Source organism: Acidovorax sp. FW305-C-20-28, assembly GCF_058783375.1.
Map to the genome: position 1 here is coordinate 1 of NZ_JBYSYM010000021.1, position 14318 is coordinate 14318.

The 14318-nt window shown below is 69.6% G+C and carries 15 protein-coding genes; 9 read left to right on the forward strand and 6 right to left on the reverse strand.

All coding sequences use genetic code 11. The annotated features are described in order from the left end of the window. The first annotated feature begins 174 nt into the window (after window positions 1-174). From AC3WOH_RS22210 to AC3WOH_RS22235, 6 genes are all read left to right on the forward strand, one after another. Window positions 175-471 (forward strand): antibiotic biosynthesis monooxygenase family protein, encoded by a 297-nt coding sequence (locus tag AC3WOH_RS22210; protein ID WP_492231498.1) that lies wholly within the window; start codon window positions 175-177, stop codon window positions 469-471. A 196-nt stretch (window positions 472-667) separates the two neighbouring features. Then, window positions 668-1627 (forward strand): chemotaxis protein, encoded by a 960-nt coding sequence (locus AC3WOH_RS22215; RefSeq protein ID WP_492231499.1) that lies wholly within the window; start codon window positions 668-670, stop codon window positions 1625-1627. A gap of 291 nt (window positions 1628-1918) precedes the next feature. Further along, window positions 1919-2449 carry a hypothetical protein gene (locus tag AC3WOH_RS22220; protein ID WP_492231500.1) on the forward strand — a complete coding sequence of 177 codons (531 nt, stop codon included), beginning with the start codon at window positions 1919-1921 and terminating at the stop codon, window positions 2447-2449. Between the two features lie 30 nt (window positions 2450-2479). Continuing rightward, a complete protein-coding gene (locus AC3WOH_RS22225; protein ID WP_492231501.1) occupies window positions 2480-3361 on the forward strand; it encodes a DUF4124 domain-containing protein in 882 nt (293 codons plus the stop codon). A 27-nt stretch (window positions 3362-3388) separates the two neighbouring features. Continuing rightward, window positions 3389-4117 carry a DUF4124 domain-containing protein gene (locus AC3WOH_RS22230; RefSeq protein ID WP_492231502.1) on the forward strand — a complete coding sequence of 243 codons (729 nt, stop codon included), beginning with the start codon at window positions 3389-3391 and terminating at the stop codon, window positions 4115-4117. Window positions 4118-4261: 144 nt separating this feature from the next. Beyond that, window positions 4262-5203 carry a hypothetical protein gene (locus tag AC3WOH_RS22235; RefSeq protein ID WP_492231503.1) on the forward strand — a complete coding sequence of 314 codons (942 nt, stop codon included), beginning with the start codon at window positions 4262-4264 and terminating at the stop codon, window positions 5201-5203. 103 nt (window positions 5204-5306) lie between these two features. Here the strand turns inward: AC3WOH_RS22235 and AC3WOH_RS22240 are convergent, their stop codons facing one another. Further along, complete coding sequence (locus tag AC3WOH_RS22240) at window positions 5307-6248, reverse strand: SDR family oxidoreductase (RefSeq protein WP_492231504.1); 942 nt, start codon at window positions 6246-6248, stop codon at window positions 5307-5309. Window positions 6249-6297: 49 nt separating this feature from the next. Here AC3WOH_RS22240 and AC3WOH_RS22245 point away from each other — a divergent pair, with 49 nt between their 5' ends. Both AC3WOH_RS22245 and AC3WOH_RS22250 read left to right on the forward strand, forming a co-directional pair. Next, entirely contained in the window at window positions 6298-7359 is a 1062-nt protein-coding gene (locus AC3WOH_RS22245) for a CDP-6-deoxy-delta-3,4-glucoseen reductase (RefSeq protein WP_492231505.1), read from the forward strand. A gap of 92 nt (window positions 7360-7451) precedes the next feature. Next, window positions 7452-8435, forward strand: coding sequence for a tripartite tricarboxylate transporter substrate binding protein (locus tag AC3WOH_RS22250; protein WP_492231506.1), 984 nt, complete (start codon window positions 7452-7454; stop codon window positions 8433-8435). A 42-nt stretch (window positions 8436-8477) separates the two neighbouring features. On the opposite strand, the gene AC3WOH_RS22255 is transcribed toward AC3WOH_RS22250, so the two are convergent. Then, window positions 8478-9791: an aspartate aminotransferase family protein gene (locus tag AC3WOH_RS22255; RefSeq protein WP_492231507.1), complete on the reverse strand. Its 1314-nt coding sequence runs from the start codon at window positions 9789-9791 to the stop codon at window positions 8478-8480. Between the two features lie 123 nt (window positions 9792-9914). Here AC3WOH_RS22255 and AC3WOH_RS22260 point away from each other — a divergent pair, with 123 nt between their 5' ends. Next, window positions 9915-10658, forward strand: a complete 744-nt coding sequence (locus AC3WOH_RS22260; protein ID WP_492231508.1) for a TetR/AcrR family transcriptional regulator — start codon at window positions 9915-9917, stop codon at window positions 10656-10658. On the opposite strand, the gene folK is transcribed toward AC3WOH_RS22260, so the two are convergent. The 4 genes from folK to hda are packed head-to-tail and all read right to left on the reverse strand — an operon-like array spanning window position 10659 to window position 14263. After that, window positions 10659-11150 (reverse strand): 2-amino-4-hydroxy-6-hydroxymethyldihydropteridine diphosphokinase, encoded by a 492-nt coding sequence (folK, locus tag AC3WOH_RS22265; protein WP_492231608.1) that lies wholly within the window; start codon window positions 11148-11150, stop codon window positions 10659-10661. Window positions 11151-11164: 14 nt separating this feature from the next. After that, window positions 11165-12817 carry a polynucleotide adenylyltransferase PcnB gene (pcnB, locus tag AC3WOH_RS22270; protein WP_492231509.1) on the reverse strand — a complete coding sequence of 551 codons (1653 nt, stop codon included), beginning with the start codon at window positions 12815-12817 and terminating at the stop codon, window positions 11165-11167. Continuing rightward, window positions 12814-13518: a histidinol-phosphatase gene (locus tag AC3WOH_RS22275; RefSeq protein ID WP_492231510.1), complete on the reverse strand. Its 705-nt coding sequence runs from the start codon at window positions 13516-13518 to the stop codon at window positions 12814-12816. The genes pcnB and AC3WOH_RS22275 overlap by 4 nt, the downstream gene beginning before the upstream one ends. Window positions 13519-13564: 46 nt before the next feature. Then, entirely contained in the window at window positions 13565-14263 is a 699-nt protein-coding gene (hda, locus tag AC3WOH_RS22280; RefSeq protein WP_184856788.1) for a DnaA regulatory inactivator Hda, read from the reverse strand. Window positions 14264-14318 lie beyond the last annotated feature (55 nt).

The following is a 14318-nucleotide window of genomic DNA, read 5'->3' on the forward strand; positions in this document are numbered from 1 at the left end:
CGGCTTGCCCATAGTCCACTATGGGCTGCGCCGCGCTTCGCGCATCCATCCGCATGCCGGGGCCAGCGCGGGGGTGAAATGAACGATGACACGCCCTAGGAAACCCGCCTGCGCCGAAATCCGGCGGGGAGTCTGGGGTACAACCGGGGCTGCCCCCACCCCACAGACCACCCCATGATCCTGGAAATCGCCCAACTCACCATCCGAGCCGGCCAAGCCAGCGCCTTCGAGCAGGCCTTTGCAAAGGCACAGCGCATCATTGCCTCGATGCCCGGCTACCAGTCGCACGAACTGCAGCACTGCATCGAGCGCCCGGACGACTATGTGCTGCTGGTGCGCTGGGACACCCTGAAGGACCATGAGGTGGGCTTTCGCCAGTCCGCGCAGTACCAGGAGTGGAAGGCGCTGCTGCACCATTTCTATGACCCTTTCCCCACCGTGCTGCACTACGGCCCGGTGGCGGGCCTGTAGCACAATGACCGGGCACAAGGAGCCCGCGCGCACCGCCCCTGCCAATTTGTAACAGCGGCGCCAGCAGTGTCTCGGCGCCGCGACGTTGGGGGGCGGGCAGACCCCATTCGGGTACGCCCTGACAATTTATCGTGCTGCGCACACCGTTCTGATCCTAGAATTTGTAAACGCGCGTATCTGCGCAAAGGACACTTCCATGAAAGCAGTGCAGCAGGACATCGACGAGCGGACCAACCTCACCAGCACCAACAAGTTCGAGTTGCTGCTGTTCCGCCTGGGCACAGACACCGCCTTGAACAAGTCCGAGCTTTTCGGCATCAACGTGTTCAAGATCCGCGAGATCGTGGCCATGCCCAGCATCACGCCCATCGCGGGCACCACGCCGCATTCGCTGGGCGTGGTCAACCTGCGCGGCCAGGTGATCCCGGTGCTGGACCTGCCCTCCATCGTGGGCTGCAAACCCCAGACGGGCCTGAACATCATGCTGGTCACGGAGTACGCGCGCACCACGCAGGCGTTCGCCGTGGAGTCTGTGGAAGACATCGTGCGCCTGGACTGGAAGCAGGTGCTCTCGGCCGAAACCAGCGGTGCCAAGGGCAAGCTCGTCACCAGCATCGCCCGCCTGGACGGCAACACCGACGAATCGCGCCTGGCCCAGGTGTTGGACGTGGAAGCCATTTTGCAGATGGTGTCCCCCTCCGACGGGCACGAAGTCACCGAAGAGAAGGTGGGCGCCAAGCTCAAGCTGCGCCCCGGCTCCATCATCCTGGCGGCCGACGACTCCTTCGTGGCGCGCTCGCTGATCGAGCAGGAGCTCAAGGCCCTCAATGCACCGTTCGAGATGGTCAAGTCGGGCAAGGAAGCCTGGGACCGGCTGAACGCCATTGCCAAAAGCGCCGAAGCCGAAGGCAAGACCGTGCTGGACCGCGTGTCCATGGTGCTGACCGACCTGGAAATGCCCGAGATGGACGGCTTCACGTTGACCCGCAACATCAAGCAGGATGCGCGCTTCCACGGCCTGCCGGTGGTCATCCACTCCTCGCTGTCGGGCTCGGCCAACGAAGACCATGTGCGCAGCGTGGGCGCCGACGGCTACGTGGCCAAGTTCGTGGCAGAAGACCTGGCGGAAACCATCCGCCGCGTGCTGCCCAAATAAAAAAGCCCTTTGCCGGGGCCGGCGCGCTGCCGTGGCGGCGCAGCCAGCGGCAACGCGACCTTTGGGGCGTGAACGATGTCACGCACCTACCCGGCCAATGGCATTTGGCCTACCCGCAAGGGCTATCGTCGCACGCCTGTCTGCGGCAAACTGGTGTCCCCGTCAACCAAATGCGGTGCTCAAACGTCAAGTTGCAAGCGGCCCAGCCGATGCAACACCATGGCGGTGTTGTTTTCCTGGCCTTTACCTGCAACGCGGAACGCGCCCCATGCGCCGGGAGTCTGAATCCATATGACCAATACCTTCGCCCGCGTTCTCTCTGCCACGGTCCTGGGCGCCGTGCTGACGGGCTGTGCCACGGTACCGGGTGACCCGTACTACGCACCCGCCCCCACCTACTACCCGCCGAGCAGCTCGACGATCATCTACGACGCGCCACCGGTCTACCGTTCGCCACCGCCCCCCGTGTATGTGGCACCGCCCCCACCGGTGTACTACGGCAACCGCCGCGACGAACGCGACTGGGCGCGCGAACGGGAACGCGAACGCGCGCAGCAGCAATGGCGCGAACAGGCCGAGCGCGAGCGCCGCGACCGGGAGCGTGACCGCGACCGCGACAACGCCCGCCGTGACCAGGAACGCCGAAACCAGGCCGAGCGCGAGCAGCAGGCCCGCCGCGACCAGGTCGAACGCGACCGCCGGGCTGCGGAAGAGCGCCGCAACCGCGAATCACGCCCAGGGCAGATGGCTCCGGGAAGTTACACGCCCGCTCCGAATGACTGGCGCGCACGCCAGCAATCCAACAGCTCCGACAAGCCCTGAGCACCGGGTGGCAGCACCGCGGGACGCGGCATGATCCTGGCTCGCCATCTTGTCGTCGGCCTTTGCACGGCCTGGTTGTGCCTGGGGGCGCAGGCCCAGGTGACGCGCTGTACCGATGCCCGCACCGGCAAGGTCGCCTACACCGACGGTCTGTGCAGCAGCGGCGAGGCCGCACACGAGGTCAAGATACGCCCCGCGCATGAAGAGTTGCTGCGGCTCCAGCAGGCCCACGCCGAGGCACTGGAGCGCAGCCGGCAGCGGCTGCAGGCGGACCATGGCGCCGCGCAAGCTGATGCGCGGCGCGCAGCGCACCTCCAACGCGCCCTCACCGAGTACGCCCCGCGGCAGTACGACTATGCCCGCTCACCCGGTTGCGCTGACTCCCGGGGTGCCTACGATCTGCTGCGCATCCAGCAGAACCACCGTTCCACGCGGGAATATGCCCCCCTGAAGGAATCCGCCCAGCAGCGCATGGACATGGATTGCATGGGCCCGGAGGCCTATGCCGAACGCGAGCGCCAGCGTGAGCAGGACCGGCGCGAGAAGGAGTACCGCGAAGCCGCCCTGCGCCGGGAGAACGACCTGCGCGACCAGTTGGAACGCGATCACCGCCTCCACCAGGAACGCGAGCGCGAACGGGACAGGGAACGGCAGCGCGAACGAGAGCGGGAGCAAGCCCAGCGCGAGCAGGCGGACCGCGAACGCCGTGACCGCGAACGTGACCACGCCCGGCGCGAGCAGGAGCAGCGGGTGCAGCAGGCGCAGCGGGAACGCGAGCAGGCGCGGCGCGACCAGATCGAGCGTGATCGCCGTGCAGCCGCAGACCGCGAGCGCAACGAGCGCCGGTCGGTCCAGTCCGGACTCAGCCCGGCGCCGACCGGCTGGCGCGGCAGCATACGATCCAGTCCCTGAGTGGCCACAGATTGCAAAACACCCACCATGGCCTGCCTCTTGCGCCCCACCCTCTACGGCCTGCTCCTGGCAGGCCTGTGCCTGGGTGTGCAGGCCCAGGTCATCCGCTGCACCGATGCGCGCACCGGCAAGGTGACCTATACCGACGGGACCTGCAGCAGCGGTGAGGCGGCCCGCGAGGTGGAACCCCGCCGCACACCCGAGGAAATACTGCTGGACCGGCAACTGTCCGCCGAAGCGCTGGAGCGCAAGCAACAGCGGCTGCAAGCCGAGAGTGAGGCCGCACAGGCCGATGCACAGCGCGCGGCAGACCTCCAGCGCGCACGCGCCGCCAATGCCCCCCTGCCCCAGGACTATGCGCGCTCACCCGAGTGCGCGCGTTCGCGCCGCAGCTACGACATGCTGGCCAACGAAGGCCCCCGCTCCACGCAGGAACACGGGCAACGCCTGGAAGCGGCCCAGCGCCAGATGGACCTCGACTGCCTGGGCCCCCAGGGCTATGCCGAAGTGGAGCGCGCCCGTGCTGCGCAGCCACGTGTGGTGGTCGTGCCACCACGCTACGGCGCAGGCTACCCGGCCCCCTACCCTCCGGTGGTGTTTCCACAGCAGCCCCAGAAGCCACCGCCACGGCTCACCCAGTGCTCGGATTACCGGTGCACCGACAACCAGGGCAATACCTACCCGCGCAATGGCCCTGGGCGCTTCCCTGGCCCAGGCGGGGTGTGCCGCTCGAATGGCGGCCAGGCGCCCTGCTGAGCACCGCCCACGGTCGTTGCCGCGCCGCGACCCCAACCTACCAAAAAGCGGATGTCGCTGGCCTGCACCCGCAGCGTCAACCAGATTCCCCCACCGCGCGTCAAAGTCGGACACGGTCACACGACCGGTTGTCCAAGGAGCTACATGACCCCTGCGCTTTTCCGCCTGGCATCTCTTTGCGTGCTGGGTGCCACGATCGCCGGTTGCAGTGCCGGCAGGTACCCACCCCGCCCGCTGGGCCTGCCGTATGTCAACCTGGCAAGCTACCCATCGCCCATCCAGCCCACAGCAGCGGCTGCCCCGCCCCCGGTCGCCATGCCTGCACCGCCGCCGGCCCCCGTGGTGCCTGCGGACCCGGTGGTGCGCCAGGAAACGAATCCCACTGCATCGGCATACCGCCCCTCGGGCCTGCCCGGGCTCCAGCATGTGGACCTGGCGAGCTACCCGTCGCCCATTCCAGCGCAACCTGCAAGGGCGCATGGCGCGCCGAAAACAGCGGCGGGGACCACGCGCACAACCCCATCGCGCCCCGCCGCAGCCACGCCCCCTGAGGCCCCGGCGGCGCGATCGCAGCCGTGGACCCCACCTGCGGCCACGCGCAGCAGCAGCTATGCGCAGGACATGGAGCGCATGCGCCGCATCGAAGAAGACGCCCGGCGCGACAGCGAACTGCGCATGGAAGCCATGGCACGCGAGATGGAGCGCGACCGCCAGGAACGCGAGCGCCAGCGTGAACAGGACCGGCGCGACCAGGAGTACCGCGAGGCCGCCCTGCGCGACCAGATCGAGCGCGACCGCCGCTACCACGAACAACGCGAGCAGGAGCGCGAGCGCGAGCGTGAACGGGACAGGGAACGAGAACGGGAGCGCGACCGGGAGCGCGAGCAATCGCGCAGGGACCAGGAGCGGCGTGACCAGGCCAACCGGGACCAGGCCCGACGCGAGCAGGCCGAACGTGACCGCCGCGCGGAGGAGGAACGCCGCAACAGGGAGACACGCCCAGCGCAGATGGCCCCTGGAAGCTACACGCCCGACCCCAAGGACTGGCGCGCACGCCAGCAGTCGAACAGCTCCGACAGGCCCTGAACGACCTGCTGCGGCAGAACCGCAAGAAGCGCCATGGCAGGGCACGGCCTCCTTGCCGGGTGCTGCATGGGGACGCTGGCAGGGGCAGGGGCAGGGCGCAAGCTCAGGCGCGAAGCCCTTCAGCCACGCTGGGGTAGCGCAGCCGCAGCCCCAGTTCGTGCAGCATGCGCCCGTTGTCGAGAAGGCGCGACTCGCTCATGAAGCTCAGCAGCACCAGCGGCAGCTCGGTCTGTGCCGTGCTGCGCGGCAGCCGCGGCGGGCGCGGCAGGCCGTAGAGGTCGGCCGCCAGGTCGAAGTAGTCGCCCATCTTCAGGTGGCTGTGGTCGCTCACGTTGTAGATGCGCTGGGCGCGGCCCTGCCACAGCGCGCGCAGGCAGGCGCGGGCCAGATCGTCGGCATGGATGTGGTTGGTGTACACGTCGTCCTCGGCCACCAGCACCGGCGTGCCCTTGCGCAGCCGTGCCTCGGGCGTGCCGCCCTCGCGGTCGGGTGCATAGATGCCGGGGATGCGCAGGATGCTCGCGCGCACACCCGAGCGCCCCAGATGGCGCACCGCGCGCTCGGCATTCACACGGCGCTGGGCGCGGGGCGTGGCGGGGGCCAGGGTGCGGGTCTCGGGCACCAGGGCACCCTGGCAGTCGCCATACACGCCGCTGGTCGAGGCGTACACCAGCGAGGCCGGCTGGCTGCGCAGGCGCAGCGCGCGTGCCAGCGCCACGGTGCGCGGGTCGCGCCACCAGGCCTCGCCACCGTCGCCCGGGGGCGGTGCCAGGTGCATCACCCGGGTGGCCAGGCCAGCCAGGCGCCGCAGGCTGGCGGCATGGTCCAGGTTGCCTGCCAGGGGCGTGATGCCCCGCACCCGCAGGTCCGCCACCCGGCCCGGGCTGGAAGTGAGCGCCATCACCCGCAGGCGCGGGGTCGCGCGGTCGGGCACCTGCAACTGGCGCACCACGCGCTGGCCGACGTCGCCGCAGCCCACGATCAGCAGGCGTTCACGGCGAAAACGCGCCGGCAGGGCGCCGAGGGGGTTTTGGTTTGAAGGCAAAATCGGGTCCGCGAAGAAGATAGTAGATCGTCCCAAGGATACCCACAACATGACCAGCGCCGAGGCGGCCCCCACTTCCACGTTCCAGATTTCCGTGCAGCCCAGCGGCCGCGCCTTTGCCGCCCAGGGCGACGAGTCCATCCTGGCTGCGGCCATCCGCAGCGGCGTGGGCCTGCCCTATGGCTGCAAGGACGGCGCCTGCGGCTCCTGCAAGTGCAAGAAGCTCAGTGGCGCGGTGTTCCACGCCAACCACCAGTCCAAGGCCCTGAGCGCCGACGAAGAGGCCGCCGGCTACGTGCTGACCTGCTGCGCCAAGCCCCTGTCGGACGTGGTGCTCGAATCGCGCCAGGTGACGGACGAAAGCGCCTACCCGGTCAAGAAGATGCCGGTGCGCGTCTCCACCCTCACGAAGCAGTCGCACGACGTGATGCAGGTGCGCCTGCAGCTGCCCGCGGCCGACACCTTCCGCTACCACGCGGGGCAGTACATCGAGTTCATCCTGCGCGACGGTGCACGCCGCGCGTACTCCATGGCCAATGCGCCGCACACCCAGGGCGATGCGCCGGGGGTGGAGCTGCATATCCGCCACATGGCGGGCGGGCGCTTCACCGACCATGTGTTCGGCGCCATGAAGGAAAAGGAGATCCTGCGCGTGGAGGGGCCGTTCGGCAGCTTCTTCCTGCGCGAGGATTCGGACAAGCCCATCGTGCTGCTGGCCTCGGGCACGGGCTTTGCCCCCACCAAGGCGCTGATCGAGCACATCCAGTTCAAGGGCATCACGCGCCCCACCGTGCTCTACTGGGGCGGCCGCCGCCCGGGTGACCTGTACATGGCCGACTGGGTGCAGGCGCGCGTGGCCGAGATGCCCAACCTCCGCTACGTGCCCGTGGTCTCCGACGCCCTGCCTGAAGACGGCTGGACCGGCCGCACGGGCTTTGTGCACCAGGCGGTGCTGGACGATTTTGCCGACCTCTCGGGCCACCAGGTGTATGCCTGCGGCGCGCCCATCGTGGTCGAGTCGGCGCGCGACGCCTACAGCGCCCAGCGCGGCCTGCCCCCCGAGGAATTCTTCGCCGATGCCTTCACTTCCGAGGCGGACAAGCACGGCTGAGGCGAAGGGCCCCAGCCTTGGCGATGGGGGTATTTCCCGATGCCGGCCCCTCTTTTTTGTAGTGGCCGCTCCATTTTTTGCACAATGGCACCATGAACCGCAGAAACCTCACCACCCTCCTCGCCGGCGCCGCCCTCGTGGCCGCAGCCCTTCCCCATGCAGCGATGGCCCAGGATTCGGGGCAGCCGATCCGCCTGATCGTGCCCTACGCGCCGGGCGGCCCCATCGACGTGACGGCGCGTGCGCTGGCCGAGCGCGTGCGCGACTCGCTGGGCACGGTGATCATCGACAACAAGGGCGGCGCGGGCGGCAACATCGGTGCCGACGCCATCGCCAAGGCCGCGCCGGACGGCCTGACCATCGGCATCTCGGCCACGGCCACGCACGCCGTGAACCCCTGGCTCTACACCCGCATGCCCTATGACGCAGGCAAGGACTTCGCCGGCATCACGCAGATGGTGCGCGTGCCCAATGTGCTGGTGATCAACGCCGCCAAGGCCGAGCAGCTCAAGATCAACACCCTGGCCGACCTGATCGCCTATGCCAAAGCCAACCCCGCCAAGCTCAACTACGGCAGCGGCGGCAATGGCAGCGCCGGCCACCTGGCGGGCGAGATGTTCAAGCAGCGCGCCGGCATCTTCGCGCTGCATATCCCTTACCGCGGCGCCAACCCGGCGCAACTGGCCCTGCTGGCCGGCGAGGTGGACTTCAACATCGACAACCTGGCCGCCGCCGCGCCCAACATCCGCGCCGGCAAGCTCAAGGCCCTGGCCGTGACCTCGCTGGCCGCCAGCCCCAACCTGCCGGGCGTGCCCCCGCTGTCGGCCACGTTCAAGGACTTCTCCATCGACACCTGGTGGGGCCTGGTGGCCCCTGCGGCCACGCCCAAGCCGGTGATCGACAAGCTCAACAAGGCGTTCGTGGCAGCGCTGAACGCGCCCGAGACCAAGACCCGCTTCGGCCTGCTGCTGGCCGAACCGGTGGCGACCACGCCTGCGCAGTTCGACAGCTTCATGGCCAGCGAACGCGCCAAGTACCAGCAGGTCGTGAAGGCGTCTGGTGCAAAGGTCGACTGAGCGCCAACCGCACTGAGCAAGGGCCCCTTCCGGGGCCCTTTTTCATGCCCGTGCCGGCAACACGGCGTGGTGGCGCGCCACCACGGCATCGAGCGCGGCCACCAGGGCGTCGCATTCGGCATCGCCCACGGGCAGCGAGAGCGCGATCAGCCCGCGCCGCGCCATGAACACGCCCTCTTCGAGCAGGGCGAAGAACAGCAGGTCCTTGGCCCGGCCGTCCGTGCCCTGCAGGTCGGCGGGCGAGCGCACCGGTCCTGCGGTGGCGTGCAGGGTCATGAGCGAGCCGATGCCGGTGAAGCCCATGTCCACGCCATGCTGCGCGAAGACGGCATTGAAGCGCGCGCGCAGCGCCTCACCACGTGCATTGAGGGCCTGCACCACCTCGGCCGTGAGCACTTGGCTCAGCCCCGCATGGCCCGCGGCCATGGAGAGCACGTTGTTGTTGAAGGTGCCGGCATGGGCCAGCGCATCGGGGCGGCGCGGGTCGAAGCGCTCCATCACTTCGCGCCGGCCACCGAACACGCCGAAGGACATGCCGCCCCCCAGGTACTTGCCGGCCGTGGTGAGGTCCGGGCGGATGGACAGCAGTGCCTGGCGCCCGCCGAAGGACAGGCGCGAGGTCATCACCTCGTCGAACACCAGCATCGCGCCGCAGCCGTCGGCCAGATCGCGCAGCGCCTGCAGAAAGGCCGGCTCGCCGGGGATACAGCCCCCGGCGCCCAGCATGGGCTCCACCAGGATGGCGGCGATGTCCGGGCCATGCTCCGCCACCAGGGCGCGCACGCTGTCCACATCGTTGTAGCGCGCCAGCACAAAGGCGTGCGGCACGTTCATGGGCGAACCGCCACCCGCGAAGGTGAGCACGCCGCCGTGGTAGGCCCCGTCAAACACGACGACCTTGCTGCGCCCGGTGTGGGCCTTGGCGGCGGCCAGGGCCAGCAGGTTGGCCTCGGTGCCCGAATTGGCAAAGCGCAGCAGCTCCATGGACGGGAAACGCCGCCGGATCTCCTCTGCCAGCCTTGCCTCGCGCGCCGTATGGGAGGACAGATTGATGCCGCCGGCGAGCGCCTCCTGGAGGGCGGCCAGGATCACCGGGTGCGAGTGGCCGTAGAGCCCCGCCGTGAACTCACCGAGGGCGTCGATGTAGGCGTGCCCGTCGGCATCCCACACGCGGCAGCCTTCGCCACGCGCCATGCTCAACGGGAAGGGGCCGTGGAACAGCACGCTGCGCGTGTTGCCGCCGGGCAGCGATTGCTCGGCCTCGGCCAACAGAGCAGCGCTGCGCGGGTTGCGTGCGCGGTAGTTCTCCACGGCTTGGAAAAGGGCCTGGTCCAGGTGGGTTGGGGTGGCGTTCATGGGATTTCCTGTACGGTGTACAAGAAATTATGGACCGAGGCTTGCAGGCTGGCAAGAGGGGCCTGTGCGGCAATGCCCGACAATCCGCGCTGACCGCCGTCCTGCCCTCCCCTCTTTTCACCCATGCCACGCGCCGCCAAGCCCTCCCCTGTTGCCAAGCCCTCCCCGGACACCCCGGCGCCCCAGCTGTCGCGGGACAGCGTGCTGGCGGCCGCGCTGGCGCTGATCGACCAGCGCGGGGTGGAGGCTTTCAGCGTGCGCGACCTGGCGCGCACCCTGGGCGTCTACCCCACGGCGCTGTACTGGCATGTGCCCGGGGGCCGCAACGCGCTGATCGCCGGCGCGGTGACGGCAGCAGTGGGCGAGCTGGCGCCGCCCGACCCGGCCGGCGACTGGCAGGCCGAACTGCGCGCGCTCTTTGCGCGCTACCGCCGCGCGGTGCAGCAGCACCCGCGCATCGCACCGGTGCTGGGGGCGCAGCTGGTGTCCAACACCAGCCTGAACCCGCTGTTGCTGGACCGCATCCTGGCGCTGCTCGAGTCGGCCGGCTTCGCGGAACAGGGCCTGTTCGATGCCTACAACGTGGTGATTGCCGCCATGGTCAGCTTCGTGACGATGGAGCTGGCGCCCCAGCCCGAAGACGACCCCGCGGGCTGGGCCACGGGCCACCAGGAGCGGCTGGCACAGATCGACGCCACGGCCTGCCCCACACTGGCGCGCCACCTGCCGCAGATGGCCAACCGGGCCTTTGTGGTGCGCTGGAGCAGTGGCAGCACGCACCCGCTGGATGCGGGATTCCAGGCCTGGAGCGAGGTCGTGGTGCAGGGCCTTGCGGCCCGCCTGCCGGGCAAGCCGCAGAGCGGCTGATCAGTTGCTGGCCACCACGGGCCAGAGGGGCGAATCCATGCGCTCGATGCGCTGCGCAGCGACCGCATCGAGCTGGCCGGGTGCGACGCACGCAGGCGCGATCTCCGACAGGGGCAGCAGCACGAAGGCGCGCTCGCCCAAGCGCGGGTGCGGCACGGTCAGGTCGGGGGTGGCGATGCTTGCATCGCCATAGAGCAGGATATCGAGGTCCAGCGTGCGCGGGGCGTTGCGGTACGAGCGCTCCCGGCCCGCCGCCGCCTCGATGGCCTGCAGGGACTGCAGCAGTTCTTCGGGCGGCAGCCCGGTGGCCAGTTCGGCCACGGCGTTCAGGTAGTCAGGGCCGTCGGCATCCACCGGCGCGCTGCGGTAGAGCGAGGAGACCCGGCGCACCTGGGTCTGCGGCAGGGCCGCCAGGGAGGCCAGCGCCTGCTGCAGGGCCGCCCCCCGGTCACCCAGGTTGGCCCCCAGGCCGATGAAGGCCGTGACGACCATGCCAGAGCCTGTGCTCACTGGGCCGCAGGCGCAGCCGAGCCTTCGCCCCCGCCGCCACCGCCCGTGGGCTTGCGGCGACGGCGGCGGCGTTTCTTGGGAGCGCTGCCGTCCGGCGGCACGGCATCGCTGCCCTCGTGTTCGGGGGCGAAGTCCTCCCCTTCCGCGTCCGCAGGCACGGCGCGGGGAGCTGCTGCTCGGGGCTTGGGCTGGGCGGCCTGGGCCTGGCCCTCGCCGGCGGGCGCCGCCTTGGGCACGCGGCGCGCCGTGGGCTGGCTTACGCGCTGGCGTGCCTTCTGTTCCTCGCGCGCCTGGTCCATCAGGTCCTCGCGGCGGTCGTCGTCGGCGGCCTGGAAGTCCTGCCACCATTCGGCCAGGGCCTCGCCGACCTCGCCCACATCGGCGCGCAGGCGCAGGAAGTCGAAGCCGGCGCGAAAGCGCGGCTGCATGACCATGCCGAAGGGCGTGCTGCCCACGCGCTTTTCAAAGCGCGGCTGCATGACCCAGATCTCGCGCATGTCGGCGGCCAGCTTGCCGCGGCCCGAGACATCGCCGATGCGCTTGTCGAACACCTCGTCGATGGCCTCTTGCAGCGCAGGCAGCGGGTGCTGGCGGGGGTTCTTCAGGCGGTCTTCCCAGCCGGTGCGCACGTCTTCCCAGAGCACGCAGGCCAGCAGGAAGCTGGGCGCCACGGGCTTGCCCTCGCCCACGCGGCGGTCGGTGTCGGCCAGGGCGGCGCTCACGAAAGGCGAGTCGGCGCGCTCCACCGCCACATCGAGCAGCGGGTAGATGCCCTTGGCCATGCCCAGCTTCTTGAGCTGAGCGATGGTGGCGATGGCGTGGCCGGTCTGCAAGAGCTTGAGCATCTCGTCGAACATGCGGCTTTGCGGCACGTCGGCCAGCAGGGCCTGCGATTGCACCAGCGGCTCGGCCGTCTTGGCCTCGATGGTGAAGCCCAGGGCGCTGAGCTTGGCGGCAAAGCGCACGGCGCGGATGATGCGCACCGGGTCTTCGCGGTAGCGCGTGGCCGGGTCGCCGATCATGCGCAGCGTTTTCTTCTTCGCGTCCTGGATGCCCTTGTGGTAATCCACCACGACCTGGCTCACCGGGTCGTAGTACATGGCGTTGACGGTGAAGTCGCGGCGCGTGGCGTCCTCGTCCTGCGGTCCCCAGACGTTGTCGCGCAAAACGCGGCCGCTCGCGTCCACCGCATGCTGCATGTTGGACAGCTGCTGCTTGCTGGTCTTCTCGTTGCCACTGACCTGGCCCGCGGCGGCGTTGTCCAGGTAGGCGCGGAAGGTGGAGACCTCGATCACCTCGTGCTCGCGGCCCCGGCCATGCACCACGTGCACGATGCGAAAGCGCTTGCCGATGATGAAGGCGCGGCGGAACAGGCCCTTGACCTGCTCGGGCGTGGCGTTGGTGGCCACGTCGAAGTCCTTGGGGCGCAGGCCCAGCAGCAGGTCGCGCACGGCGCCGCCGACGATGTAGGCCTCGAAGCCGGCCTGCTTGAGCGTGGCCACGACCTCGGCTGCCCGGCGGTCCACCAGCTCGGGGTTGATGCCATGCACAGTGGCGGGCACCTCCTCGCGCTTGCCGAAGCGCGGCTTGCCGCGCGTGCTGCCGGGGACGGCCTTGGCCAGCAGTTTGTCGATGAACTTCTTGATCATGGATGTGCAGTAAACAGGTCCAGTATGCGCCATCCGCGTTCCTGGGCCAGCGCCCGCAGGCGCGGGTCGGGGTTGGTGGCGACGGGGTGGTCGACCTTTTCGAGCAGGGGCACGTCGTTCATCGAGTCGCTGTAGAAGGTGCTCTCGACGTCGCCCCAGGTGAGCTTGCGCTCGGCCAGCCACTGCTCCATGCGCGTGACCTTGCCCTCGCGCATGGTGGGCACGCCGTCGATCTCGCCGGTGTACCAGCCGCCGGCATCGCGCACCAACTGCACGGAGAGCAGTTGCGGCACGCCCAGGGCCCGGGCGATGGGCGTGGTGACGAACTCGTTGGTGGCCGTGACGATCAGCACCTCGTCGCCGGCCTCCTGGTGCTGGCGCAGCAGCGCCACGGCCTGGGGCTGGATGGCCGGGCCGATGACCTCGCGCATGAACTGCTCGTGCGCGGCAGCGGCCGCCTCGGGGCCGCGCAGGCGCACCGCCTCGGTGGCAAAGCGCACGTAGTCGTGCACATTGAGCGTGCCGGCCTGGTAGTGGGCATAGAACTCGCCGTTGCGGCGCGCGAACTCGACCGGGTCGTTCCAGCCGATGCGGATGGTGAACTCCCCCCACTCGTAGTCGGAGTCGAGCGGCAGCAGCGTGTGGTCCAGATCGAACAGCGCGAGCCGGGGGCGGGTCGCCGGGGTAACAGGAGTGGTCATTCGGTCAGTCAGGCGCCGGCGGCTGCCGGCAGAGGAAGGCGCGGGCTCATTCGGACTCGAGCATCGCCTTGAGCAGCGGAATGGTGATGGCGCGCTGGGCGCGCAGCGCATAGGCGTCGAGCTGGTCGAGCAGCTGCATGAGGCTGCCCAGGTCGCGCGAGAAGCGGTTGAGCATGTAGTCCATGACGTCATCGCTCAGGAACACGCCGCGCGCGTCGGCCTCCTGGCGCAGCACGGCGCGGCGCTCGGGCTCGCCCAGGAGCTGCAGCTGGAACACATGGCCCCAGCCCAGGCGGCTGCGCAGGTCGTCGCGCAGCGGCAGGTCGGCGGGCGGCAGCTCGCCCGCGGCCAGCACCCAGCGCTGGCTGCCGCTGGCCGGGCTGATGGCGTTCACGAACCAGTTGAAGGCCATGGCCTGCTGGGCCGTGCTGTACAGGTGCACATCGTCCATGAGCACGGCGGACCAGGCTTCGTCGAACTCGGGCGGCTCGGCCATGGACGGGTCGAGCCAGCCCACGTGGCCGCCTTCGTCGCGCAGTGCCTGGCGCACGGCATGGAGCAGGTGCGACTTGCCGCTGCCCGACTCGCCCCAGAGGTAGGTCGGCACGGGCGAGCGGGTGGCCGGATTGCTGCCGACACCGGCGGCAAGGCGCACGTGTTGCAGGGCCGCCTCGTTCGGGCCGGCAAAGAAGCGGGAAAGCGTAGGCCCCGTGGCCAGGCCGATGTCGAGCGCCAGTTGCTTCATGCGCGGCACCCGGGCAGCAGGGGCCGGCCCGTGGCGGTGGGTGCAGGAGCGGCGG